This is a genomic window from Wolbachia endosymbiont (group A) of Machimus atricapillus, from assembly GCF_964027095.1.
Taxonomy (GTDB): Bacteria; Pseudomonadota; Alphaproteobacteria; order Rickettsiales; family Anaplasmataceae; genus Wolbachia.
In genome coordinates, this window is sequence record NZ_OZ034727.1 from 1,312,466 (window position 1) to 1,338,280 (window position 25,815).

Consider the following 25,815-nt stretch of genomic DNA (forward strand, 5'->3'; position numbering starts at 1 on the left):
GTTTACTTTGAGGGTAGTATAATTTTTTGTTCATAAGTTATATAGGTTTTATTATTTTTTTGATAATGCAATTATGGAAAAGTTACCGAAAATAAAGTCACCAGAGGATTATACTCCTTCAGAAGATGAAGAATATATGAGCGTAAAACAACTGGAATACTTCAGCTTAAAGTTACAATCAATACTCGCTGAGTTGGAGAAACAAGAACTAGAAGATAATAGTATTGATACATACTATTCTGATGGAGATAGTGGAAATGAGGAATTAATCAAGCGCCGAAAAGATAGAAAAGAAAAGATTAAGGAGGCGTTAGAAAAAATAAAATTAGGCACTTATGGTTACTGCGATGGAACAGGAGAAGAAATAGGAGTCGAAAGACTTAAAGCTAATCCGCTTGCTATATATTGTATTGAAGAGCAAGAGAGAGTAGAAAAAGAAAAGAACGTGTACAACATTAACGATTAATTTACACATAAGTGGTGAGCCATTGGGCTTCAAGAGGAGCAAGAGGCGGATCAGGACTGAAGTATGTTATGCTATAAAGAAAGTGGAAAATTGGACATTCTCAACTCGACTCCTGCAGATTAAAAATTAAGTTGAATTAAAAATTGGGTTTGACACAGTTTATTTAACACTCCCTAAAAATTTAACGATTAGAATTATAATTACAAACCACAGTAAAAAATAGACTTTTCCATTTGATTTATTTTTAACTTGGATGTTTTCTAATTTTTTATCAGCTATTAGGTTTAATTTTTCTATAAGGCTAAATATCCCTTGGATTGTTTTTACAGGATAAGAATTTCTAATTTTTTCCCTATACCCTATTTTACTTTCATGTTGACTGCTTATCCACGCTTCAACTACTTTCCACATATTGATTTCTGGGTAGATCTTTCTACATGTCCCTTCCAGTAAAATCATAGTTTTCTGCAGCAATAACAATTGTGTTTGAACTTTCATATCAAAATCACCAGTTATTTTTAATAGCTGAGCAAGTAAACTAGCAAATGAAATCTTCTGTATAGGCTGCCCAATAATGGGTTCACCTATTGCCCTGCAAGCTGTGACAAAATTTCTATGCTGTGATGAAACGTAACCAGCTTTAAAGTGCATTTTTGCAACGTGGTCATAATCCCGATTTAAAAAGCCTTTGAGTATCTCTATAACGTAATAGCATGTCTCACGATCTATTCTACCCATGATTCCACAATCCAGGGCAATAATATTGTTATTACTATCAACCATTAGATTTCCAGGATGCATATCAGCATGAAAAAAACAATCCCTGTATACCTGACTACAAAACGATTCTATAAGATTGATAGCTATTTGCTTACGATTATTCAGTTTTTCAACTTCGTATATTGGTGTTGCTTCTATCCATTCTAATGTTAAAACCTTTTTTGCAGTTCTATTCCAATCTATTTCAGGTACATAAAAACCTCTGTCATTTTTTGTGTTTTCCTTTAGTTCTGAAGAGTGAGCAGCTTCAAAACGTAGATCTAACTCTAATCGGCAAATTTCAGCAAAAGTTTTGACTAATTCAATTGGCCTCAGCCTTTTTGATTGTTCGCTAAATTTTTCTGCAATTTCTGCAAGCCAAGAAAGCATTTTTATATCCCTTGAGAATGTTTTCTCAATATTTGGCCTTAAAACCTTCACAGCAACTTCCTTACCCTCAGTTGTAACCGCTCTATGCACCTGAGAAATCGATGCTGCTGCAATTGGCTTTTCAGAAAAGCTTGAAAAAATGTCGCTCAATTTACAATTAAACTCACTTTCTATAGTTTTAACTGCTATTTTATGTGAAAATGATGGCAATCTATCACATATCAATAACAAGTTATTTGTTATATCCTCATTTAAAACATCAGTACGTGATGAGATAGACTGCCCAAACTTAATGAACACCGGACCTAATTTTTCAAGAGCACACTTTAGCTTATGGCCTTGTATTTTATTTATTGATTTCTTTGATGGTGGAAGTAAATAAGGTAATATATTGTAACGTGTCAGCACTGTAGTTATGTGCAGAAGACGCAAAATATTTTGAATCATTTTGCTGCGTAACTGCTAAATATTTCATTTAGGGTTCTATTTTTCATAATCTCATCAGGCTTGCCTTGGCAATAGATAGTATTATTTATACAAATTACGTAATCTGAGGATGGTAGAGCAGAGTTAAGATCATGAGAAGTCATAAGAATCGATACCAATCGTTTTTTTGCTATTTTATTTATAATATCATAAAATTTAGCCCGCGCGTTAATATCCATTGCACTGACTGGTTCATCTAGAATGATCAAGTCAGGTTCTGCAATTAAACAACGTGCAAGCAGCAATAATTGTGTTTGCCCTGCAGAAATTTCTAACACTTGATTCTTCAAAATGTTACCGATACCAACCAACTCTATCGCTTCTGTAATAATGGATTGATTTTTCTTTAGTCTTTTCAAGGAGCTATTTAAAAGGAAATATTCAACTGTTATTGGCATCAAATTACTAATACTAAAATTTTGCGGCATATAGCCAATTTTTATGTTGTCAGCAAATACGATACTACCGGTACAGCTTTTATTTATGCCAGCAATTGCTTTCACTAAAGAGGTTTTACCTCCACCATTTGGACCAAGTATTGTAATTACGTCTCCTCTTTCCATGAACATATTGATATTGTCAAGGATTCTTTTACCATCATATGTGAGAGCAAGATTTTCTATTTTTAGAACACGATTATTGACATTATTTAACTTTTTGGCAAAATTTAACTTCTTCTCAACGTTTATATGAGACATTTACTGCCTTTTTTTCTATTACTTTCATTTACACTATACTATAATATTGCCTTTTCATCCAATTTAAAAGTTGTAGCTACAATCAAACCTATCCACTCACTTGTAGCTTCTGTGACAGAAGGAATTTTAGAACCGGAATTGCTTGGCTATGCAACATCTGCGCATAATTATATATTAAAGCCGTCTGATGCGAGTAATTTGGAATCAAGTGATGTCATATTTTACACTGACGATAACTTAGAGACGTTTGTTCAAACTTTCGCCAAAAATAATAAAGAACTAGTGCAATTGTCAAAGGTAATCAACCTACTTCCTGCTCGGCCACATTCATTTTCTAGAAAAATTACCAATACTCAAGATGAAAAAGACCTACACATTTGGCTGAGTCCCGAAAATGCAAAGAGCATGGTACTTTTTATAAGTGCAACATTGTCTAACATAGATAAAGAAAATTTCCATCGATACAACTCTAATGCAACAAAAGCCATAAAAAAAATAGACCAAGAAGTAAAAGAAATCGTGAAAGAACTGAATGATTTTAAAAATCAAAAATACATCGTCACTCACGATGCTTATCAATATTTTGAAAAATATTTTGGTTTAAATCACCCAAGCGCCATTCTTTCTATAGAAGAGGATTCGTACATAGGTATGAAGAGTTTAATGAAGCTAAAAAAGATAATGAAGGAAGAAAACGTTAAATGTATATTTGCTCATTCACAAGAAGATAGCATAAAGCCTAATGCTCTTTCTAATGACGCAAAAATGGTAGTTCTTGATCCTATTGGATCAGACATAGAGCCTGGAAAAGATGCATATCTAGCTATAATCAATAGCATTGCACAAAATTTCAAATCTTGTTTTGTTGAGTAACAAGTTCTTTTTAAAATGCCTCTGACTTACTGTTTTATTGTTCTGCATTTAAATCACCATTTGTCCTTTACATATTATACAGGTTTAGAATTATGCTTTATTCTTACGTTTATGTCTTGGTCCAATGCAATCAATAAGTTAAGCAAGTATTCTAAGGAAAACCCTTCGATTTTTGACCTATTGATTTGAGATACTTTAGGTTGATCAATCTTTAGAGCGCTTGCTGCTTTTTTCTGTGTTTTGTACCTCTTACTTATTAATTGTGCAATGACCTTTATTAATTTCAGTTTTGTATCTTTTACATCCCCCAACTCTACTATTATAGGATAACTTAATTGTAAATTTTGCATAATAATAAAATTCCTTATAAAAAAACTACTTTAATTTTTCTTCTTTAAATAATACGTGCCTTCTGACTACTGGGTCATACTTCCTAAACTCCAGTTTTCTGGTGAGCTTTTTTGGATTACGCTTTTTTACATAAAAATAGCCAGTTGATTTTTCTTCACCAGTTTTTGTTATCTTGATTGCAGTGCTGACTAACTTAACGAGCAAAGAAGCATTTTTTTTCGCCATACTTATAATGATATAATAAATTCTATGCGAGTTTATTACGCAAAACACTAAAAGTCAACCGAATAATGCAGATCGTAAAATTCTTGACAATCAACAGTGCATTAAGTAGCATGAAGTTAACTTCAGAATGAAAAGCAAACGGTAAATAAGTGGCAAATAGTGGCAAAAGGTTATTATTGATAGAAAATTCTGCCTGTTCTAATGAGGTAAGAGTTGCCTTATCAGTTAATAATAAGGTTGTAGAATTTGAACAAGAATTCAAGGAAAAAAAACAATTAAGAGGTAATATATACGTTGCTTATGTAAAGCGTATAGAGCCTTCTTTGCAAGCCGTATTTATTGAATATGGAAAAAACAAGCAAGGTTTTTTATCTTTTTCCGAGATATCTCTAGATTACTTCAATATTCCAGAAAAAGAAAAGGAAATTATCTTTGAGGGCTACTCAAATGACGATTGTACAGAAGAAGCTTCAGCAAATGTTTCTTCAGATTCTGCAGCTAGTAAGAATGTCAACGAGTTAGGTAGTGGTTTTGTAAGAGAGGTACCTTTATATAAAAAATACAAATTACAAGATGTTATTTCAGTAAATCAAAAAGTATTGGTCCAGCTAACTAAAGAGGAACGAGGCAATAAAGGAGCTTCATTTACAACATACATAACTTTAGTGGGTAGATACTGTGTTTTCATGCCAAATTCCATGAGTAAAGGTGGAGTGTCTCGCAGAATTGAAGATGCTAATGTCAGAAAGCAGTTAAAGGATATACTGAGTTCAATAAACTTGCCAAAAAGATCAGGTTTAATAGTAAGAACTGTTGGTTCAGGAAAAGATAAGAAAGAAATTGAGCAGGATTACAATTACTTATCCTCATTATGGCAGAGCATTCAAAAAAATGCCTTCTCTGTAAATGCTCCATCATTAATTTACAACGAAGCAGATGTAATTATGAGATCTGTTCGTGATTTTTGTAGCGATGGTATAGAAGTCATAGTATCTGGGAAGGAAGCTTTTGAAGCAGTGAGACAATATACTAAAAATGCATTAAAAGGTAGTAAGTTGCGTTACAGATTGTATAGAGGTTCTATCCCAATCTTTACTTACTATGGAATCGAAGATCAAATTTCTGAGTTATATAGCAATAGGGTAGAGTTGCCATCTGGTGGGTCTTTGGTAATAACTTTAACTGAGGCGTTTGTTTCAATAGACGTAAATTCAGGAAAGATGACAGGAGAAGATAGCATAGAAGAAACAGCTTATAGAACCAATATGGAAGCAGTACCTGAAATATCAAGACAGGTGAATCTTAGGGGCCTATCAGGATTAATAGTAGTCGATTTTATTGACATGTTGAAATATCAGTATTGCAGAGCTGTTGAGTCTGCTATAAAGCAAGCGTTTAAAGACGATAAAGCTAAAGTTCAATTTAGCTACATAAATGACTTTGGTTTAATGGTATTTTCAAGACAAAGAATTAAACCAAACATACAAGAAATTAATACTACAGAGTGTTTACACTGCAAGGGTATTGGAAGAGTAAAATCGAACGAAGTAATTGTTGCATCGATACTAAGGGATTTACAACACATTGCTCATAGGAACCAAAATAAGTCTTTTGATTTAGTAGCGCATAGTGCGGTTATAGCGCATATTTTTAATAATAAAAGGAATACAGTTTCTACAATCGAAAAAGAGTTTAATATTACATTGAACATTAGTATTGATAACAGTTTAGATGTAAATACATTTGTTTTAAAACAAGGAGATGATGTTAATTCAAACGGTTATAAGCCATTACAGAACTCTGGATACCAAATTGAGGATAGCAGCAATGAAGAAGTTGATAATTCAAATAAACTACGAGGCAATTTTTGGCTGACTAAATGGCTTTCGCGCTTTTTAAGTTCTAATAACTAATTAGAAACCCTAAATTGGGCTTGTAATTAATAAGTCCTATACTTATATATTCTTATATCAGATAATATTTACAATGGGGTACTCATTATGGGAAGAGCAATAGGCATAGATCTCGGAACAACAAATTCTTGTGTTGCAATAATGCAGGGCAAGGATACAAAGGTAATAGAAAATAAAGAAGGGGCAAGAACTACTCCATCTATAGTTGCATTTACTTCGTCAGGAGAAAGGTTGATTGGCGCTCCTGCAAAAAGACAAGCAACCACCAATGCAAGTAATACTTTTTTTGCTACTAAGAGATTAATAGGCCGTCAATACGGTGATTCTGAAATGAAAAATCTAAACGTGCCGTATAAAGTGTTTGCAGCAAAAAATGGTGACGCATGGGTTAAAACCACTGATAATAAAGAATACTCTCCTAGTCAAATTGGTGCATTCATACTACAAAACATGAAAGAAGCAGCAGAAGCTTATCTTGGAGAGGAAGTAAAAGATGCTGTGATAACAGTGCCAGCATACTTCAACGACTCTCAACGTCAAGCAACAAAAGATGCAGGAAAAATCGCCGGATTAAATGTGCTCAGAATAGTAAATGAACCGACTGCTGCAGCGCTTGCTTATGGTCTTGATAAGAAACATGGGCACACAATAGTGGTATATGACCTTGGTGGTGGTACATTTGATGTCTCAATACTTGAAATAGGTGAAGGGGTTTTTGAAGTAAAGGCTACAAATGGTGACACTCATCTTGGAGGTGAAGACTTTGATAACGCAATAGTGAGTTATTTACTAGATGAATTCAAGAAAAGTAATGGCATTGATTTGAAAAATGATCCAATGGCTATGCAAAGAATCAAAGAAGCTGCTGAAAAAGCGAAAATTGAATTATCAAGTGCAATGGAAACGGAAATAAATCTACCGTTTATTACAGCTGATGCAAGTGGTCCAAAACACTTAAATATGAAATTAACGAGAGCAAAACTTGAAAGCTTAGTGAATGGTTTAATCGAAAGAACTATGGCTCCTTGTAAAAAAGCTCTTGAGGATGCTGGTTTGTCTGCTAGTCAAATTGGCGAAGTGGTTCTCGTTGGTGGCATGACTCGTATGCCAAAAGTCATAGAGAAAGTTAAAGAATTCTTTGGCAAAGATCCACATAGAGGAGTAAATCCTGATGAAGTTGTAGCAATTGGAGCTGCAATACAGGCGGGAATCATTCAAGGTGATGTAAGAGATGTGTTACTACTTGACGTGACTCCACTTTCTCTTGGTATTGAGACTCTAGGAGGAGTATTCACTCCACTTATTGAACGTAATACTACTATTCCTACTAAAAAATCTCAGGTGTTTTCAACTGCAGAAGATAACCAAACAGCCGTTACAATTAAGGTACATCAAGGTGAAAGAAAATTGGCGGTTGATAACAAGCTACTTGGTCAGTTTAGTTTGGAAGGGATACCTCCTGCTCCTCGTGGAGTTCCTCAGATCGAAGTAACATTTGACATAGATGCAAATGGAATAGCACACGTTTCTGCAAAAGATAAAGCTACTGGAAAAGAGCAAAAAATACGCATTCAATCTTCAGGTGGTCTATCTGATGATGAAATAAATCGCATGGTAAAAGAAGCTGAAGAAAAAGCGCAAGAAGATGAAAAGCGCAAAAAGTTTATTGAAGTGAAGAATCAAGCGGATAGTTTAGTTCATTCTACAGAAAAGTCTCTGACAGAGTATGGTGATAAAGTTTCACCAGAAGATAAATCTGCTATTGAAAATGCAGTTAACGAATTAAAAGAAGTTAGTAAATCTGATAACATTGATGACGCTGATTCAATCCAGCAGAAAGTTACTAATCTTTCTCAATTATCTATGAAACTTGGAGAAGCTATGTATAATGCCTCACAACAAAATAGTGCTGGAAATGGCTTTTCATCAGAAGGGAATCCAAATGATAAAGAAGAAAAAGTAGTAGATTCTGATTATCAAGACATAGATAATAAGGAAGAGAATAAATAAGGGTGTATTGTTATATCACTTTTCCTGTCATCCCAGTGTCAGCTACTTGGATGACAAGAGGAGCATGTTGTTGCTTAAAGAAACCATTATGGATATTATTAAAACAATAGAAGAAAAGATACGCGATTCGATAGATGTAATTGATATCAACATTGTCGATGAATCAGCAAAGCATGCTGATCATTATTTTGCTTCATCTTCAACATTACCTTCGCACATTAAATTAATATTAATATCTGACGGCTTTATTGGAATGAGTATTCTAAAAAGACATAAGTTGATTTATGAGTTATTGAAGGGTGAGATAGAGCTAATACATGCAATTTCTCTTCACTTGTATACGCAAAACGAGTACAATTTAAAAAATAAATAATAAAAATGTGAAGGAAGAGTCTATATTAGTTAAAGCAGGAAGAAAATTTAATGACTATAAAGGTTCTATGAACCCGCCAGTTTATCATTCTTCTACCATATTATTTCCTACTTACAAGGACTACTTAAATGCAGCAAATGGAGAAAGTATATACGATGTAATCAACGATGGTGTTGCAAGGGATTATAGCTACAGTAATATTGGTACTCCTACTGTCCATTATCTTTCAAATGCACTGGCTGAAATTGAAGGGAGTGGACAAGCGCTTATTTATCCTTCCGGACTATTTGCACTTACTTTTGCTATTTTGACTTTCACTAAAGCAGGCTCGCACGTTTTAATTCAAGATAATAGTTATTATAGGCTTAGGAGGTTTGCAGAAAATGAGCTACCAAAAAGAGGAACAGAAGTAACTTTTTATGATCCAACGCAGGATATAACTGATTTAATTCAGAGTAATACTTCATTGATAATGATCGAGACTCCTGGTTCTATAATGTTTGAGATTTCGAATATAGAGCATATAGTAAAAGTTGCTAAAGAACATGGAATCGTAACCGTTTGCGACAATTCATGGGCCACTCCTTTGTTATTTAAGCCGCTTGATTATGGAATTGATGTTGCACTATATTCAGTGACAAAGTATCTAGCCGGTCACTCAGATTTAGTTATGGGAGCTATTATTGCTGAAGGTGAAATTTTTAAATTGCTTTATGAGAGCTATAAAAATTATGGAGTAACCATTCAATCGCACGACTGCTACCTTGCACACAGGGGACTAAGAACACTGCACACACGTATGAAAAGGCACCAAAATACAGCAATGGAAGTGGCAAAGTGGCTAGAAGCACAGCAAAAAGTTAGAAAGGTTTTATATCCAGCACTTCCCTCCCATCCTCAACACGAATTATGGAAAAGTTACTTCAAAGGAGCAAGCGGCACATTCAGTATAGCACTGGATAGAGAATATTCATGTGAAGAACTAAGCTGCATGGTTGATCATATGAAAATTTTTAGTATTGGTGCTTCTTGGGGAGGGTGCGACAGTTTGATATTACCAGTAGATCGTAGATCTATGTCAAGATCTGTAATGAATTCAGATTGTGGTGGAAGTTTCGTGCGAATATTTTGTGGACTGGAAGATCCTGAAGATTTAATCTTTGACCTTAATGACGCACTAAAAAGGTTACCATGTTTAGACTTTCAAAACGATGAAGTAGGACATGAAACTGAGAGAATTACTGCATGATATTGTTGATGTTAACTTTGACGTTGAAATCAAGGGCGTTACATGTAATCCCAAGAGAGTCAAGGAAGGTTATCTTTTCGTTTGTGTGTCTGCGGTGTCATTCCAGCGCGTGACGCTGGAATCTAGAAAACCAGCATGTATCCAGATTTTTCCTACTGAATCCCAGTATCACGCACACGACTGTGTAGACGTTGTCATACAAGGAACCAAAAAAGATGTCATCCCAGTGCTTGACTACTTGGATCCAGAAAATTTAATTGCAAATGAGCACACTAGGCAATTGTATAATAAAAACTGGATTCCAGTGTTACGCACTGGAATGACAGATACTTCGAGCTTTGCAGTGCTTGAACACCCAAATCCTCAAGAAATATACAGCGAAATAGTCAGCAGGTTTTATCAATTCAAACAGCCCAAATATGTTGCTGCTGTAACGGGTACGAATGGTAAAACTTCAGTAGTAGAATTTTGCCGCCAGATCTGGCAAAACTCTGGCTATAATGCTGCGTCTATTGGAACACTTGGAACATGCATCAATAATGGTAGAAAAGGTAATAGCAACAGTCTTACCACTCCAGATGCAGATGACCTTTACGCAACATTGCGTGGTATAAATGTAGAACACTTAGTGTTAGAAGCATCAAGTCATGGGATTGATCAATATAGAATCCATGGATTAAAGTTGAGTGCTGCAGCTTTTACTAATTTCTCGCAAGATCATTTAGATTACCATAAAAATCTTGGTGAATATTTAGAAACTAAAAAAAGGTTATTTTACGAGGTATTACCAGAAGGAAAAACAGCGATTTTAAATGCGGATATAGATGAATACTACGCGTTGCTTAAGATAGCTGAAAAACGCAGCAACAAAATTATCACCTATGGAAAAACAGGCTCTGATATTACTTTATTGGAGCAAACACCAACCCCTAATGGTCAACACCTTACAATAAAAATTGGTGGTGAAATTTATGATACGTTTTTTCCGGTTCTGGGGCAATTTCAAGCATATAATCTGTTGTGTGCAATGGGTATAGTTACCTCGTCTGGACTGAATTACAGAGAAATATGCGTAGAAAAACTCGTTTCTCCACCAGGAAGAATGGAAAAAGTGAAACCTTTTGCATTTGTGGATTACGCTCATACTCCAAGTGCGCTTAAACAAGCCCTATTGTCTTTAAAATGGCACTTCAATAAAAAAATAATTCTAGTTTTTGGTTGTGGTGGCAATCGTGATCAAACAAAACGCGCAGAAATGGGTAAAGTAGCACAAATATATGCAGACAAAGTGATAATCACGGATGACAATCCGCGTGATGGGAATCCTGCAGAAATTCGTCGTGGTATTTTACTACATTGCCCTAATGCGCTAGAGATAGAAGATAGAAGAGAAGCTATAGAGAAAGGAGTAGATATTGCCTATAACGAGGGTATGATTCTGCTAGTTGCAGGAAAAGGACATGAGAAATTCCAAATTGTAGGAAGCCAAACTTTTGAGTTCAGTGATGTTGAGGTTATTAAAAATCATGCCTTAACATACTGATTTTCACAATGGGCTTACCTCCGTATCTGTTCAGGGACGTGGCTAATGTGCGAATATTGAAGCAAAAGTGATGTCATCCCAGTGCTTGACACTGGGATGACATCCTCCTGGTAGACAATGTTCGTACAGCTATGTGCGTAACGCTGGCACTGGAATCTAGAAAAAAATAGATCCAAGTAGTCAAGCTACTTGGATGACACTGACTGCTAATTTTTTATGCAAGAGGTCCAATCATTCACCGTTCTTGCAAGTGATAGCACTCTCACTTCTCTTGCACCGGAGTTTAAAATTTCTTGAGAGCAAGATCTTACAGTTGCTCCGGTTGTTACCACATCATCAACTAATATCACGATTTTATTTTCGATAATTTTCTTGTTGGTTATGCTAAAAGCCTTTTTCAAATTTTTTTCACGCTGTTTAAGTGAAAGACCAGCTTGAGGCGCAGTATGGCGAAGACGTTTTATTGCAAATGGCGTATAGGATAAATTGGACAACTTACTCAACTCTTTTGCAAGCAATGCTGCTTGATTATATTTACGTTTAAACAAGCGCATTTTATGTAACGGTATAGGAATTATGACCTCTGCGTTCTGAAACGTATCCTGATTAGCTTGGTGTATCCACTTTGCATAGATTTTTACGTAATTCAAATTATCAAAAAATTTGAAATTTATAATCATGTTTTTACTATGTTGATCATAAGCAAAAACTGATCTTAATACTTTAAACGGTGGAGGATTGATGATGCACTTACCACACGTATGAATATTGTCTGAGATTACTACGCCACAAACATTGCAGTAATGCTTAGTTAGAAAATTGATTTTTTTGTTGCATTCACTACATAGATTAAGATTTTCATCAATGATATATTCGCAACTTACGCATACGTTCGGAAATATAAGATTTGTAGCTTTTTTTAGTAAGAGAAGGTTCACAATTCATTAAATATATTATAAAATTTATATAGTATAGCTAAAGTAACTTGTGCTTACACTCTTTCACTTTTTATTTCATTTCAATGTAATTCAAACTGAGCCACTGCTGAAAAAGCAGAACTTATAACTTATTAGATAAAAGCTGATGTTTTTCTGGCTCCTGTATTTCACTTAACTTACTTTGCACTTTGTTGCAAGCCCACACAAGTGGCGTTATCATTGACGCGGCAGCCCAAATGATAGCAGCGCAAGCATAACTTACAATCTTGTTAAATACTTCAGCTACTGCACTAGCACAATCTTGCCCAGCACTTAAAAATGCATTTGAATGATCAACTAATGACTTTGTACTTGCTTTTAAACAATAGTCCCCTGTTATTTTTGATAATAACTTAATTGGGAAGTATGACAAATATGCTAGTATCAAACATAAAGGTTGCAATATTATGCTAGCTACTAGAAAAGCACCCCGTTCACAAAGTGGAAACACTTCCTCTGCCCTGTAACCCACGTATTCACATTTATCATTGTTTTTATAATACTTGTTATAATTGTCTTTACTCTCAACTCCACAAATTACATCTTTCACAGGTCCTAGCACATTATCAACGTAATGTACGGACTTATAGAAACTATTTTCTGGAACTAGTGTGCAATCTTCTGCTCTCTTAGCAGGTACAATTCCATGTTTAGCATACCTTTTAAAATATTGATATATTGACATTACCCTCTCCAAATCATAAATATGCAACCTAGCCTAATATAATTAAGAAATAGTTTATAATAAATACGTTTTAAGATACCTGCCTGTAACACTTTCTGGAATTTTTACCACTTCTTCTGGAGTTCCAGTGGCAATCACTTCTCCGCCTTTTATTCCGCCCTCTGGTCCGATGTCTATTATATAATCTGCAGTTTTTATAACGTGCAAATTGTGTTCGATAACTATAACAGTGTTTCCCAGATCGACTAATCTATGGAGTATTTTTAGTAAGTTATTTATATCTTCAAAGTGTAATCCAGTTGTTGGCTCATCAAGAATATACAATGTTCTTCCGGTAAATCGTTTTGATAGCTCTTTGGACAGCTTTATTCGTTGTGCTTCACCCCCAGACAACGTTGTTGACGACTGTCCGAGTTTTATATAGCCAAGCCCCACTTCCTGCAAAGAAACCAACTTTTCTTTTACCATTGGAAGGTTTTCAAAAAAATCACAAGCCTGATCTATCGTCATATCAAGCACATCAGAGATTGATTTTCCTTTATAAGTAACTTCCAATGTTTCACGATTATACCTTCGCCCTTTACACTGCTCACACTTCACATAAACGTCCGGTAGAAAATGCATCTCTATCTTTAAGTGCCCATCACCTTTACAAGCCTCACACCTTCCCCCTCTGGTATTAAATGAAAACCGGCCTATATTATATCCCCTTGCTTTTGACTCCGAAAGACCTGCAAACCAATTTCTTATATGAGTAAACATACCGACATATGTTGCTGGATTTGACGCAGGAGTTCTACCAATTGGCGACTGATCAACTTCTATAACTTTATCTATATATTCAAGGCCTTCTATTCTATCACACCGACCATACCGTGCAGACGAATGATATATCTTATGTGCTGAATATTTATATAACGTTTCTATGACTAAACTTGATTTTCCCCCTCCTGATATTCCAGTAACACAAATAAGATTCCCTATAGGAAATTTAACGTTCACATTTTTTAAGTTATTTTCACATGCATTTATTACTTTTATGAACTGAGTTGCTTGCTTTCTTCTCCTTGGAATTAAAATTTTTTTCTCTCCACTCAAATATTGCCCTGTTATGCTCCCTGAATTTCTTTGCACCTGGTCTGGTGTTCCTTCTGCAATAACTTTTCCACCATTTACGCCAGCTCCAGGACCAATATCAATCGCATAATCAGCAGCCATTATTGTATCTTCATCATGCTCAACAACGATTACAGTGTTACCCATGTCTCTCAAGTCTTTCAGTGTAGCAATTAACCGATCATTATCGCATTGATGAAGGCCTATCGAGGGTTCATCAAGCACATACAGCACTCCTGTTAAACCAGAGCCAATTTGCGAAGCAAGTCTGATCCTCTGACTCTCACCGCCAGAGAGAGTGCTAGATTCTCGATCGAGCGTTAGGTAATTCAACCCTACATTCTTTAGAAATGCTAGCCTCTTGATTATTTCATTTAATATTTTACTTGAGATTTGCTTCTGTTGTTCTGTGAGCTTGTCTGGCAAATTTTCAAACCACTTAAGGGATTTATCGATGCTGAGCCCTGATATTTCACCTATATGTCTGCTATCAATTTTCACTGTGAGTGCTTCTTTTCTCAATCTATGGCCAGTACATTCCTTACAATGAATAACAGAGCAGTATCGCTCAACAAGCGTTTCATCATAATCCATCTGGTTCTCCAAGATACTGATCAAACCTTGAAATTTATTAGAGCCAAAGAGTATCATATCTTTTACTTCTTGATCTATGTTCTTCCACGGAACATCAAGGCTAAATTTACAATTTTCAGCCAGTGATAGAATTGCACTTTTTAGAAATCCATAACTTGTGTGCACTTGACGGAACATTGGTCCTACTGGCTTTAAAGCACCCTCAGATATTGAAAGAGTTTCATCTGGCACTATCAGCTTTACATCAACAGCCAGCTTTTTACCAAGCCCATTACACGAACCACATGCACCGTAAGGGCTGTTAAAAGAAAATAATCTTGGTTCTATTTCCTCAAGAGTGAAACCAGACTCGGGGCATGCAAAATTCTCTGAAAAAGTCAGAATTTGACCATTTTTATACTCGGAATTATGGTTGTCAGGTAGGTTTACTACTTCTACATACATTAGACCATTACCAAGTTTTAGTGCGGATTCTATACTACTTGGCAGTCGATTTCCTATATCGCCCAATATTGATATTCTATCTGCAACCACAAAAATGTCGTGTTTCTTGTTCTTATCAAGTTTAGGCAAGTCATCTACATTGTACACTTCACCATCTATTTTGAACCTTACGTAACCTTGTCTTTTAATTTCCAATATCTCTTTGAGATGTTCTCCCTTTCTACCACGCACAACAGGGGCAAGTATATATATTTTAGTTTCTAAAGGTAACGCAATTATAGTATCTACAATTTGAGATACAGTTTGCTTTGTTATCGGTAATCCAGTTGCAGGTGAATAAGGAACCCCTATTCGTGCATATACTAAGCGCAAGTAATCGTAAATTTCGGTAACAGTTCCAACTGTTGACCTTGGATTTTTTGAGATCGATTTCTGGTTGATAGATATTGCAGGGGAAAGACCTGTAATCGACTCAACATCTGGTTTATCCTGAATGTTGAGAAATTGACGCGCGTAAGCTGATAGGCTTTCAACGTATCGGCGTTGGCCTTCTGCATAAATCGTATCAAATGCGAGACTAGATTTACCAGAACCACTTAGCCCAGTTATAACAACTAGCTTATTTTTCGGTATATTGACATCTATACCTTGCAGATTATGTTCCCTTGCACCCTTAACTCTTATAAAATCGTCCATATTATACTATATAACGTATTTTAACCATTATAGCCTTAAAATACATGAATTTACAGTGATATGTTGATTTTCTATTGATTTTTTCAACTGTTACGGAAAATTAGGCAGCGTTTGGTAAATCGTCATTCCGCTACTTGTTAGCGGAATCTATGCTGAGATACCGGGCGGTATGACGTAGGGCTGTACAACTTGTGTTAGAGTCTTAGGGCAAATCTACTACCTATAAATTCTAAACTGTTGTTACGCACCAAATACATTCCCAGGACCCAAAGTCAGTTTAGCTATATCAGAAAACAGGTTATGTGGAAATCTTAAAATACTTCTTGTTTGCCAAGCAAAATAAATACATTCCTACAAACAAGCAGATGCTTAATACTGACGCATAAGAAAACTTAAAAATTAAATCTCTAATATATATTGCTAAGCATTTACCTGCAGAAAATTTGTATAGTAATCCAACACATACAACGGCACTATCAATTACTGATGCCATAATTAAAGTAATGAAATTTGCCATATGAAAATTCAACTTGGACTTCAATTTTTCAAAAACAATTATGCTCGAGAGAAGAGATACTAAAATTGCAGCATATGAAGTCAATATCATCAAACTAAAACTTTGCCATTTTAAAATACAGCATAGCGCTGTACACACTATTAAGCTATACGTAGCTTTTTCTTTGCCATAAAATTCAACCATTGAATTTACAACTAAAGCAGCTCCTATAAATAAAGCAGCACATATCATCAATTTATTTGAAGCGTTGAGTAAAGAAAGACTGATAAATAAGAGTGTCAGTAAAATAGACATAACTACCTACCCAAATTTAATGACATACATTTATTTTAAGTAAATATTGCACATAGTGAAAGAGTTATTTAACCTAATGGAAAAAAAACATTTTAAACTGACATGCTATAGCTACCCAAGAAAGGTTTTCCTACGTCATACCGCCGCGGCCGCTAACAAGCAGCGGGATGACGAGTTTGTCGTTTATCAAATCGTCTGTAAACCTAAGTTACTTTAGCTATATAATAACTATTTCCCAAATCTTTCAGATTTACTTTTAAAACATCCTTTATGTTTAGCACCTTTTTCTCTGTTACTTTGCCAATACATGAATAAGCCGCATCTTCAAACAACGCTTCAAACCTCTGCTGATTTTGTGGTGCAATAGTAACCAAAATTCTACTTTGCGATTCAGAAAACATTATTATCTTGTTTATTATGTCTGTATTTTGTGTTTTTCCTATTGGTACTAGTGAAAGATCGATTTCAGCACCAAGGTCTCCTGCAATTAGCGATTTTGCCAGAGCAATAATTAAGCCGCCTAAGTTTGGTGCAATTGCAGAGGCAATTATGCCATCTTTTATTGCCTGGTTGTAACGCTCATACAACTTCCTAGCGCTCTTTGCATCAACTTTTGGCACGTTGTTATTATCTATTCCACTATATAACTGATATTCAGATCTACCAAGCTCATCGTGGGTTGTACCAAGCACATATATCAAGTCCCCTGGCATTTTCACATCAAGCGATACCGCATTTTCAATATTTTCTATAACTCCAATTGCTGAAATGAGTAATGAAGGTGGTGCAGATATCATCACTTTCTCGCCATTTTCGTCATATCCCTTGAAGTCATTGAACATACTGTCTTTTCCGGATATGAATGGCGTTTTAAATGCAGTTGCAAAGTCGTAACAAGCCTCTGCAGCTCTCTTTAGCTGCCATAGCCTTTCTGGATTATAAGCATCGCACCAGCAAAAATTGTCGAGCAACGCTAGATGATTTATATTTCCTCCTGCAGCTACGTAGTTGCGTATTGCAGTGTCAATCGCACATGCTGCCATGTGATAAGTGTCAATTTCTCCATAACTTGAGCCAAATCCCTGCGATTTTACAACACCTTTGTTTGAAGAAAGGACTGGCCTCGAGACAACAGCTTCACTGCATACTCTTCCCTTGCCTTGCAGTGGTTTCAGTATTGACGACCCCTGAACCTCATGGTCATATTGCACCACTATGAACTCTTTGCTGCATATGTTTGGTCTGCTTAGCATTTTTTTTAATGCAAAGGTGTCATTCCAGTGCTTGACACTGGAATCCATTTCACATTCAATTCCACCGTTGGATGGGTTTTTGCATAAAATGTTTGCAGGCTCAGCCTGCTGGATCCCAGTGTCAAGCACTGGGATGACAGGGAAGAGTGTTGGGATGACAGGAGAGGGTTCCGGAATGACAGCAGGCTCCTTAGACCATGGCTTTGTTTGTAAATGCACTTTGGGATTACCGTCATGCAAAAATTCAGTTTCCATATCCATTATTACTGTCCCTTCAGGACATTTAACAACAGCTTTACCACTCTCATTAAACTCTCCAATCACACAAACCTCCACATCATGTTTTTTCATGATTTGCTTAAACGCAGGAAAATTTTCTTCTGGCACTGCTAAAGTCATTCTCTCTTGTGATTCTGATATCCATATTTCCCACGGAGCCATACCATCGTTTTTAAGGAGAACCTTGTTCAAATCAACTTCAAATCCGTCTTTTCCCATTTCACCAATAGACGATGATAGACCGCCTGCTCCATTATCCGTTATTGCATTATAAAGACTAAGATCTCTTGCTTTTATGACGGCATTGGATAGTTTTTTTTGTGTTATGGGGTCACCAATTTGCACAATCGTTGAAGGGCTGTTTCCCGACAAAGCCTCTGAAGAAAACGTTGCACCGTGAATTCCATCTCTTCCAACTCTTCCACCAATAATTACGATTTTATCGCCATTTTTTGGTCCTTTAATGTGTGAAGGTGCATTATTTATATTGCGTGGAATAATTCCGACACTTCCAACAAAGACTAATGGCTTGCCACAAAATCTATCGTCAAAATATACCGATCCAAGTTGCGTTGGAATGCCAGAACAGTTACCAGCAACATTAACGCCATGAATCACTTCTTTCATTATATATTTTGGCGGTAAGATCTCATCAGTGCGCTCCTTGTCCCTATAAAATTTGCCTTTTGCTTCTTTGGCAAAGCAAAAGTAATAGGTATTCATTATAGGCTCCGCGCCTTTCCCGAAACCCACTATATCACGATTAACTCCAAGCACTCCGGTCATTGCTCCACCAAATGGATCAAGAGCTGAAGGGCTATTGTGAGTTTCAACTTTATCGACAATCAAGTAATCGTCATCAAAAATTATTCCTCCTGCGTTGTCGGAGAAAACTGACACGCATATGTCAGAATTTATCTCACGCGTTGCACGCTTAATATAATGAGCATATAGACCGTCTTTTATTTCATCAATAGGGGAGCAAAAAATATTGTGTTTACAATGTTCAGACCAAGTCTGTGCCAGAGACTCAAGTTCAATATCATATGGATTTCTACCGAGTTTTTTAAAGTAATCCTTTATAGCTTTCATTGCTGCCAGCGAGAGCCCTAAAGTGCCATTACCATCGATTCCATCTCTGCTGATTTTTTCAAGCTCTTGGTCACTCACATTGAGGTCAACAGACTTAGTACTATCCTCTGTCATCCCAACCCTACCTTCTGTCATTCCAGTGCTTGACACTGGAATCCAGTTTGCATTATACAATTGCTTGAAATTTTCTGGATCCCAGTGTCGGGGCACTGGGATGACACCAGGTGTTGTATTCGATTTACCATAATATTTCCAGCTATAGTTCTTACAGATAAGTGTGCAATATTCAGTGATAGGGTTGAATTCTTGCTTTATATCATCTTCGGTTGGCATGCTTCCTTTACCCAAAATCAGCTTTGAACTTCTTGCTTTGATATGAACGCCTTCATCAATGTGGCCCTTGCTAATTAAATACTCTCTAACAATTTGTTTCGCTGTGTTGCCCACATTGTCAGTCATGCCAGGTAAAAAGCTTATTTCCAAGCCCCACTTTGCTTGTGGTTCTATGAAGTCATATTGAAGGTTTTCATTGTAGGAATAATAACGGCAGTCTTGTATGACTTTATTATAAAATAGCCCACAAATTTCTTCATGTAATTTTGATGGTAATTCTTTGCTTATGTAAATCAAGTAAACATTAACTACCCTTCTGCGGCCAACTTGTTCACATTTATTTAAAACTTCTATTCTGATGTTTGCCATGTAATATTGTGAAAGACTTTAATATATCATAGCATAAGAAACTGCGAGCACATTTATATTTTGAGTGATTTCTATATAATAAAATATTGTATTAATTGTTACTGTTAGTGGGAAGAGTTTTTACCGTTAATGTGGATGAGTCCTTTTTCAATGTATTGGTTCAGCACATATTTTCTGAATATGAAAGAGAAAAAATTCCCGAGATAAAGATCATACTTCCCTGCAAAAGGGATGTAATAGCGCTGCTGAGTGCGTTCAAGAATTATAACGCTAAAAAATGCATAATTTTGCCAGAGATAGTTTCACTGGAAAACATTGATGAAGAGGATTTAATATTAAATCTTGATAGAGTTAAAGTTATCAATCCAACAAAGAGGACGCTGCTACTCATTCAATTCATATTGGAGTGGAATAGAAAAAATAATGATAATTTCCCCATTGATTTAGCTTATAGCCTGCCATCATTGCTTGATAAAATTCAATCTACCCAAACAACGGATTGCTATCAATTCGATGAACATTCAAAAAAAATAGAGAATTTCACAAGCTTACTCATTGAGAGTTGGAATAAAATTTTAAAAGATTTAGGAGTAGTAGATATATTAGAACATAAGAGTGATTACATAAACAATATGATAATCTCTTTACAAAAAGACCAACATATAATCTTTGTTGGAATTGGAAAGGATAAGTCGTTAATTAAGGCTATATATGACCTGCCGTTTGGAAAAATAATTTTTCCTAATCTGAATTTGAAAATTAAAGAGAAAGATTGGCAATCACTTGATAAAAAACATTATCAATATTGCCTGAAAGATCTACTCGATTATTTAAATGTAGATAGAAGAGATGTGAGTTTTCTGCCAGAAGCGTGTTCTCCAGTGCCCAGACACTGGGATCCAGAAAACTTAACTTTAAATGAGCGCACCAGGTGGCTGTATAATGAAAACTGGATCCCAGTGTCAAGCACTGGGATGACAGAAGAAAGGGCTGGGATAACAGGAAGTCCTGAGGAATATCTAGATTACATTTTTGATACAACTGCCGATCTAAGCAAAGTTAGTAATGGACATATTGGCAATATTGAAGTCATCACTTGTGATTCCAGAGAGGAAGAAGCACAAGTGACATCATTAATTATAGAGAATGAAGGTTATGAAAACGTTTCTTTGGTTGTCTTTGATAAATTACTTGCAGCTCGTATAGCATGTTTATCAAGGCAACACAGTGCCATACCGGAAAATTATCCTTATATAACACTCCTACTTTATAGTATCGAAGTTTTGACCTCAAATTGGAGCAGTGTGTCATTACTTTCGCTCCTTAAACATAGGCTAGTGACTTTTGGTTACACTCAAGAAGAGTACACTCGGATTTTATCTGAATTTGAAATAGAGATATTACGCAACTTTAGTACAAATGGCCTTAAAGATATTATAGATGCTATTAATACCTATAAAAAGCTAAAACATAAAGAGGATATATTGCTTATTATCAATAGGTTAGAGGCTATACTTAATCTTTTACTTAACTCTATAAATTGCCCTATTTCTGATGTGGTGGCAACTCATTTGCAGTGTATTAATGTGCTATCTGGTATAAATTTTTCAGAGCTAAATAGTGAAATAGGTAATTTCACCTGTAATTTCTTGAATGCATGTGAGGGTATAGAAATTAAGTGCTCCTTAGAGTTATATAGCCAAATTCTGACCTTATTTTTAGAGAAAGAGTTTTTCTCTGTAGCAAATGACTTGAATAAATTCAGCTTATATCACAACAAAGTTGTAATACTCGCTGGATTTAATGAAGCGCCAAGCTTTCAAAGTCCGCTTTTGAATGCACTTACGAGAGAAAAATTTAACCTTCCTTCTGCGCAAGAAGAGCAGGGGTATTTTTTTTATACTTTACACAATTTGTTTTGTGCAAGTAAGGTTTATATTACAAGATCGCTAAGCCATAGAAAACCAATTCTATTGCAGCGTTTGGAAATTCTGCTCAAGGAGGGGAAACAGCCGTATCGCGATTGGCTGAGGATATTAAATACGCCTGAATGTACTGTTCCATGTACTCAGCCTATGCCAAAACCTCAAACCGAAGTTAGAAAAGAAAAAATGCAGGTGATGTCTTGCAGTGCAATAGAAAAGCTAATTCGTAATCCTTATTCATTTTACGTTGAATATATACTGGGCCTTAAACAATTAAGAGACTTGAATTTTAAGCCATCGATATTGGAATTTGGCACTATGGTGCACAACATTCTTGCAAGATATTTACGCAACAAAAAGTCGCCAATGAGCATTGCACGAAAAGCATTCTCGACTAGTCAGTTTAATTTTTCAAATATGTGGTGGGTAAGACTGCAAAGGATAATTCAATCTTTTGTCGAATTTGATGAAACTCGAAGCAATTATGTTGAGTTGGAAAAGAGTTTTACCTGTCCGATATTTCATATTCCAGCGCGTGACGCTGGAATCTATATTTCTTGTGATGATGTATCCCAGTATGAAACTGCTTGGATGACAAATAGAGATCTGATCCCACAAGAAATTTTACTGACAGCAAGATGTGATAGAGTTAAGTATCTACCAAGTGGGCAAGTAGCAATTATAGACTATAAACTTGGTTCACCACCTTCCAACGAAGAAGTGATGTCGGGGTTTTTTCCACAGTTAATTTTGCAAGCCTTAGCGGTAGAACATATAACAAAAAGAGAAGTTTCAGAACTTGCTTATTGGAAACTTGATTATGATAAAATAAAAGTTATTTCTATACAAAATTATAGATACAAAATGCAAGAATTAAAAAATGATCTGCCTGGTTTTTTATCTAATTATTTAAGTAATTCCACACCCTTTATTGCCTCTCCATATTTTGATAAATTCCTGAGATTTAATAGCTATAAACAGCTAGAAAGGGTAGGGGAGTGGTTGTAAATGGTGTCATCCGAGTAGCTTGACTACTTGGATTCAGGAAAAAGAATGGTGTCATGCAAGTAGCCTCCTTCTCCTGTCATCCCAGTGCCCCGACACTGGGATCCAGAAAAGTTTGCTTGTAAGCAAGCAAACTAGCATAGAAAGTGGTTACAACATTTTCGATGAGATTATATGGAAAACTGGATCCCAGTGTCTGGGCACTGGGATGACAGCAGTCCTACGTCATACCGCGATTCATTCCTACGTCATACCGCGATTCATTCGCGGTATCTCTTAACATAGATCCCGCTAACAAGCAGCGGGATGACGGTTGTCAGGGTGTCATCCGAGTAGCCTCTTTTTTGTTATCCGAGTAGCCCCTTCTCCTGTCATCCCAGTGCTCTTTTTTTGTCATCCGAGTAGCCCCTTTTTTGTCATCCCAGTGCCCCGACACTGGGATCCAGGAATTTTATTAAGTTGGTAAGCATAAAAATAGATGTTTTACGTTAAAATACAACGTTTTCGATGAGGTTATATGGAAAACTGGATCCCAGTGTCTGGGCACTGGGATGACAGCAGTCCTACGTCATACCGCGATTCATTCCTACGTCATACCGCGATTCATTCGCGGTATCTCTTAACATAGATCCCGCTAACAAGCAGCGGGATGACGGTTGTCAGGGTGTCATCCGAGTAGCCTCTTTCTTGTTATCCGAGTAGCCCCTTCTTGTATCTTGTCAAAAGCATCTAATGTTTTAAGCTTAAGCATTAGGTGGAGAAGGGAGGAACTCTGTGCTTCTTCTTAGATATAAAATCTGTAGAGGAGATAAGAATTCCCTTCTCAAAAGTATAGGCTGGACGGTATCGTAGAAAGACCTGAATGGTTCTAATTCTGTATTCACAAGGTTAGCCTTACTTTTCATTTTTAATGGTAACGTATGGGGTTATATATGATCAACAACTTTTTGGGCATAGATATATCAAAAGATCGCTTTGATGTTTTTCTCTCATTTATAAGCAAAAAAGGAAAGCGTGAAACTAGAAAAAGAAGCTTTAAGAACGATGGTTTCAAAGTCTACTGAATTTTCTACACAAACATAATGTAGAAAAAGTAAAAACCTGCATGGAATCTACTGGTTGTTATAGCGAAGCACTGGCTGAATTTCTACACAATGCTGGACATTTTGTAAGTGTTGTAAATCCTTATTGCATAAAATCTTATGCAAGGAGTAAGCTGATACGACAAAAGAATGATCAGACCGATGCAGAAGTTATTGCTGATTATTGCCAAAGACAGGAACCTTCTAGTTGGACACCACCTTCTCCTGAAATGAAAAAATTAAAACATCTTTATCGTTGCTCAGTTGCGTTAAAAGATGAGTTAACATTAGTAAATAACCACTTAGAAAAAAAAGAGAGACTGCCTAAAGAAGTTGCAAATGCTTGGGAAGACCTTGCAATGAATATAGCTCAAAAAATAGAAACAATAAAAAACTCCGTACGTGAACTATTAAATCAACACAAAGAATTGTTGGAAAATTTTCAACTTCTATTGACTATTCCAGGCATAGGAGAAGAATCAGCAATAGCTATTTTAGCTGAAGTTTCTGATATAGAGGTTTTTAGAGATGCCAGGCAATTGGCAGCATATACAGGAGTTATACCACGAAATATGACGTCAGGTTCCTCTGTATATGCCAAACCCAGATTAAGTAAATCCGGTTCACAAACATTACGTAAGGCACTTTTCTTTCCTGCCATAGTAGCTAAGAATCACAATCCTATCATTATGAGCTTTTGCCAAAGATTAAAGGAAAAGGGTAAGCATAATATGGCCATCGTTGGTGCTGCAATGCGTAAGCTACTCCATATCATTTTCGGTATTCTGACATCCAAAAGTGCTTTTGATCCTAACCATATCAAAAACTACAGGGCTAGGAGGTTGACTGAAGGTTTAGTACTTTAAAATCAAAAATGCTTCCTATCTATCTTATGTAAAGTGGTATCTTACACAAATTTATTGAATGTTGTTGGTTAGTGGATATGTTGATAAGTAAACTTCATCTGTTTTGTGCGTATAAAACTAATTTACTTATCAACATATCCACTAACTATAATCTGTGTACTGTTACACAATTGGAAGTATTTTTTGATTTTATGATGCAACTTGGGAAATTTTTATAATTTTTTTGTTGACTAACAAGACGGTATCTCCTGTCATCCCAGCACCTTCTTCCTGTTATCTGAGTAGCTAACACTGTACGAACATTGTCTATCAGGAAGGTGTCATGCAAGTAGCTGACACTGGTTCTTTTATGACGGTGTCATTCTAGTCTGGAATCCAGGAAACTTAATTGCAAGTAATGCATTGGGTTTGGTGAGTATAAAAGTGTTGTGTTATGGCTAACGCTGGCTAGGTTTTCCTGCATCATACCGCCGCGGTATCTCTAGATCCCGCTAACAAGTAGCGGGATGACGATTGTCAGGGTGTCATTCCAGCGCCCCTATAATGTCATCCCAGTGCTCCTATAATGTCATCCCAGTGCGTGACACTGGGATCTCATTTCACTCTATAATAGCAGTGCTCCTTTCTTGTCATCCCAGTACTGATTAGCTATAAAATTTAAGAAGATATTTAAGAAATTTACCAAGCGGAAAAAAAGGCAAAAGAAGCCCCGTGGTGCGAGTTTTGACTCTATATTACTGTAAGTGGCGCTGTAATAATGTGCTAACGCTTAAAATAAGCGCGATTTGGCTGAATGTAGAAAAAATAAAAAAGACATGCAGCCGCTATAATTTTATGTAATCCGCCAATAAATACCCTGAGTTTTTACTGAATTTTGTCATTGAGCCTGCAGGTCAAAAACAAGTTTTGAGTCATGAATACCCTTATTATTATAATAAGGGGGCTGACGGAG

The 25,815-nt window shown here is 36.0% G+C and carries 18 protein-coding genes and 1 pseudogene; 10 read left to right on the plus strand and 9 right to left on the minus strand.

What is annotated here, in order from left to right; all coding sequences use genetic code 11:
- Window positions 1-73 precede the first annotated feature (73 nt).
- Window positions 74-466, plus strand: a complete 393-nt coding sequence (locus tag AAGD68_RS06400; RefSeq protein ID WP_253302608.1) for a TraR/DksA family transcriptional regulator — start codon at window positions 74-76, stop codon at window positions 464-466.
- 159 nt (window positions 467-625) lie between these two features.
- On the opposite strand, the gene ubiB is transcribed toward AAGD68_RS06400, so the two are convergent.
- Together ubiB and AAGD68_RS06410 are read right to left on the minus strand one after the other, a co-directional pair.
- Window positions 626-2,062, minus strand: a complete 1,437-nt coding sequence (gene ubiB / locus AAGD68_RS06405) for a 2-polyprenylphenol 6-hydroxylase (protein ID WP_253309721.1) — start codon at window positions 2,060-2,062, stop codon at window positions 626-628.
- The gene (locus AAGD68_RS06410) at window positions 2,059-2,799 is read right to left on the minus strand and encodes a metal ABC transporter ATP-binding protein (RefSeq protein WP_064124826.1); all 741 of its coding nucleotides are present in this window, start codon (window positions 2,797-2,799) and stop codon (window positions 2,059-2,061) included. Before AAGD68_RS06410 ends, ubiB begins: the two co-directional genes overlap by 4 nt.
- Between AAGD68_RS06410 and AAGD68_RS06415 the strand changes: the two genes are divergently transcribed.
- A complete protein-coding gene (locus AAGD68_RS06415; RefSeq protein ID WP_253309609.1) occupies window positions 2,791-3,672 on the plus strand; it encodes a zinc ABC transporter substrate-binding protein in 882 nt (293 codons plus the stop codon). The genes AAGD68_RS06410 and AAGD68_RS06415 overlap by 9 nt on opposite strands.
- Before the next feature lie 74 nt (window positions 3,673-3,746).
- On the opposite strand, the gene AAGD68_RS06420 is transcribed toward AAGD68_RS06415, so the two are convergent.
- The gene (locus AAGD68_RS06420) at window positions 3,747-4,022 is read right to left on the minus strand and encodes a helix-turn-helix domain-containing protein (RefSeq protein ID WP_264687833.1); all 276 of its coding nucleotides are present in this window, start codon (window positions 4,020-4,022) and stop codon (window positions 3,747-3,749) included.
- 25 nt (window positions 4,023-4,047) lie between these two features.
- A complete protein-coding gene (rpmG, locus tag AAGD68_RS06425; protein WP_064124823.1) occupies window positions 4,048-4,248 on the minus strand; it encodes a 50S ribosomal protein L33 in 201 nt (66 codons plus the stop codon).
- Between the two features lie 149 nt (window positions 4,249-4,397).
- Between rpmG and AAGD68_RS06430 the strand changes: the two genes are divergently transcribed.
- The 5 genes from AAGD68_RS06430 to AAGD68_RS06450 all read left to right on the plus strand — a co-directional run bounded on the left by AAGD68_RS06430 (window position 4,398) and on the right by AAGD68_RS06450 (window position 11,336).
- The gene (locus AAGD68_RS06430) at window positions 4,398-6,161 is read left to right on the plus strand and encodes a ribonuclease E/G (RefSeq protein ID WP_264736208.1); all 1,764 of its coding nucleotides are present in this window, start codon (window positions 4,398-4,400) and stop codon (window positions 6,159-6,161) included.
- 87 nt (window positions 6,162-6,248) lie between these two features.
- On the plus strand, window positions 6,249-8,171 hold the full coding sequence (dnaK, locus tag AAGD68_RS06435) for a molecular chaperone DnaK (protein ID WP_264731144.1): 1,923 nt from the start codon (window positions 6,249-6,251) through the stop codon (window positions 8,169-8,171).
- 88 nt (window positions 8,172-8,259) lie between these two features.
- On the plus strand, window positions 8,260-8,544 hold the full coding sequence (locus AAGD68_RS06440) for a BolA family protein (RefSeq protein WP_253309613.1): 285 nt from the start codon (window positions 8,260-8,262) through the stop codon (window positions 8,542-8,544).
- A gap of 7 nt (window positions 8,545-8,551) precedes the next feature.
- Window positions 8,552-9,793, plus strand: a complete 1,242-nt coding sequence (gene metC / locus AAGD68_RS06445) for a cystathionine beta-lyase (protein ID WP_341814207.1) — start codon at window positions 8,552-8,554, stop codon at window positions 9,791-9,793.
- Window positions 9,768-11,336: a UDP-N-acetylmuramoyl-L-alanyl-D-glutamate--2,6-diaminopimelate ligase gene (locus AAGD68_RS06450; protein ID WP_265045172.1), complete on the plus strand. Its 1,569-nt coding sequence runs from the start codon at window positions 9,768-9,770 to the stop codon at window positions 11,334-11,336. Before metC ends, AAGD68_RS06450 begins: the two co-directional genes overlap by 26 nt.
- 206 nt (window positions 11,337-11,542) lie before the next feature.
- Here AAGD68_RS06450 and AAGD68_RS06455 read toward each other — a convergent pair whose 3' ends face one another.
- From AAGD68_RS06455 to AAGD68_RS06475, 5 genes are all read right to left on the minus strand, one after another.
- Window positions 11,543-12,274 carry a ComF family protein gene (locus tag AAGD68_RS06455; RefSeq protein ID WP_253309616.1) on the minus strand — a complete coding sequence of 244 codons (732 nt, stop codon included), beginning with the start codon at window positions 12,272-12,274 and terminating at the stop codon, window positions 11,543-11,545.
- A gap of 121 nt (window positions 12,275-12,395) precedes the next feature.
- A complete protein-coding gene (locus tag AAGD68_RS06460) occupies window positions 12,396-12,998 on the minus strand; it encodes a hypothetical protein (RefSeq protein WP_253309617.1) in 603 nt (200 codons plus the stop codon).
- A 54-nt stretch (window positions 12,999-13,052) separates the two neighbouring features.
- Complete coding sequence (gene uvrA, locus AAGD68_RS06465) at window positions 13,053-15,848, minus strand: excinuclease ABC subunit UvrA (protein ID WP_253309618.1); 2,796 nt, start codon at window positions 15,846-15,848, stop codon at window positions 13,053-13,055.
- Window positions 15,849-16,146: 298 nt separating this feature from the next.
- Entirely contained in the window at window positions 16,147-16,659 is a 513-nt protein-coding gene (locus tag AAGD68_RS06470; RefSeq protein ID WP_253309619.1) for a hypothetical protein, read from the minus strand.
- 203 nt (window positions 16,660-16,862) lie between these two features.
- A complete protein-coding gene (locus tag AAGD68_RS06475) occupies window positions 16,863-19,985 on the minus strand; it encodes an AIR synthase-related protein (protein ID WP_341814208.1) in 3,123 nt (1,040 codons plus the stop codon).
- Window positions 19,986-20,092: 107 nt separating this feature from the next.
- Here AAGD68_RS06475 and AAGD68_RS06480 point away from each other — a divergent pair, with 107 nt between their 5' ends.
- The 3 genes and pseudogenes from AAGD68_RS06480 (at window position 20,093) to AAGD68_RS06490 (ending at window position 24,863) form a co-directional block, all read left to right on the plus strand.
- A complete protein-coding gene (locus tag AAGD68_RS06480) occupies window positions 20,093-22,918 on the plus strand; it encodes a WPE palindromic element domain-containing protein (RefSeq protein ID WP_265045174.1) in 2,826 nt (941 codons plus the stop codon).
- A 19-nt stretch (window positions 22,919-22,937) separates the two neighbouring features.
- Window positions 22,938-23,195 (plus strand): hypothetical protein, encoded by a 258-nt coding sequence (locus tag AAGD68_RS06485; RefSeq protein ID WP_341814209.1) that lies wholly within the window; start codon window positions 22,938-22,940, stop codon window positions 23,193-23,195.
- A gap of 652 nt (window positions 23,196-23,847) precedes the next feature.
- Window positions 23,848-24,863: pseudogene (locus AAGD68_RS06490) on the plus strand (IS110 family transposase).
- The last annotated feature ends 952 nt before the right edge of the window (window positions 24,864-25,815 follow it).

Coding starts and splice junctions, on each gene's coding strand:
- AAGD68_RS06400 (WP_253302608.1), top strand. CDS start 74: ATGGAAAAGTTACCGAAAATAAAGTCACCAGAGGATTATACTCCTTCA.
- ubiB (WP_253309721.1), bottom strand. CDS start 2,062: ATGATTCAAAATATTTTGCGTCTTCTGCACATAACTACAGTGCTGACA.
- AAGD68_RS06415 (WP_253309609.1), top strand. CDS start 2,791: ATGAGACATTTACTGCCTTTTTTTCTATTACTTTCATTTACACTATAC.
- AAGD68_RS06410 (WP_064124826.1), bottom strand. CDS start 2,799: ATGTCTCATATAAACGTTGAGAAGAAGTTAAATTTTGCCAAAAAGTTA.
- AAGD68_RS06420 (WP_264687833.1), bottom strand. CDS start 4,022: ATGCAAAATTTACAATTAAGTTATCCTATAATAGTAGAGTTGGGGGAT.
- rpmG (WP_064124823.1), bottom strand. CDS start 4,248: ATGGCGAAAAAAAATGCTTCTTTGCTCGTTAAGTTAGTCAGCACTGCA.
- dnaK (WP_264731144.1), top strand. CDS start 6,249: ATGGGAAGAGCAATAGGCATAGATCTCGGAACAACAAATTCTTGTGTT.
- AAGD68_RS06440 (WP_253309613.1), top strand. CDS start 8,260: ATGGATATTATTAAAACAATAGAAGAAAAGATACGCGATTCGATAGAT.
- AAGD68_RS06450 (WP_265045172.1), top strand. CDS start 9,768: ATGAAACTGAGAGAATTACTGCATGATATTGTTGATGTTAACTTTGAC.
- AAGD68_RS06460 (WP_253309617.1), bottom strand. CDS start 12,998: ATGTCAATATATCAATATTTTAAAAGGTATGCTAAACATGGAATTGTA.
- uvrA (WP_253309618.1), bottom strand. CDS start 15,848: ATGGACGATTTTATAAGAGTTAAGGGTGCAAGGGAACATAATCTGCAA.
- AAGD68_RS06470 (WP_253309619.1), bottom strand. CDS start 16,659: ATGTCTATTTTACTGACACTCTTATTTATCAGTCTTTCTTTACTCAAC.
- AAGD68_RS06475 (WP_341814208.1), bottom strand. CDS start 19,985: ATGGCAAACATCAGAATAGAAGTTTTAAATAAATGTGAACAAGTTGGC.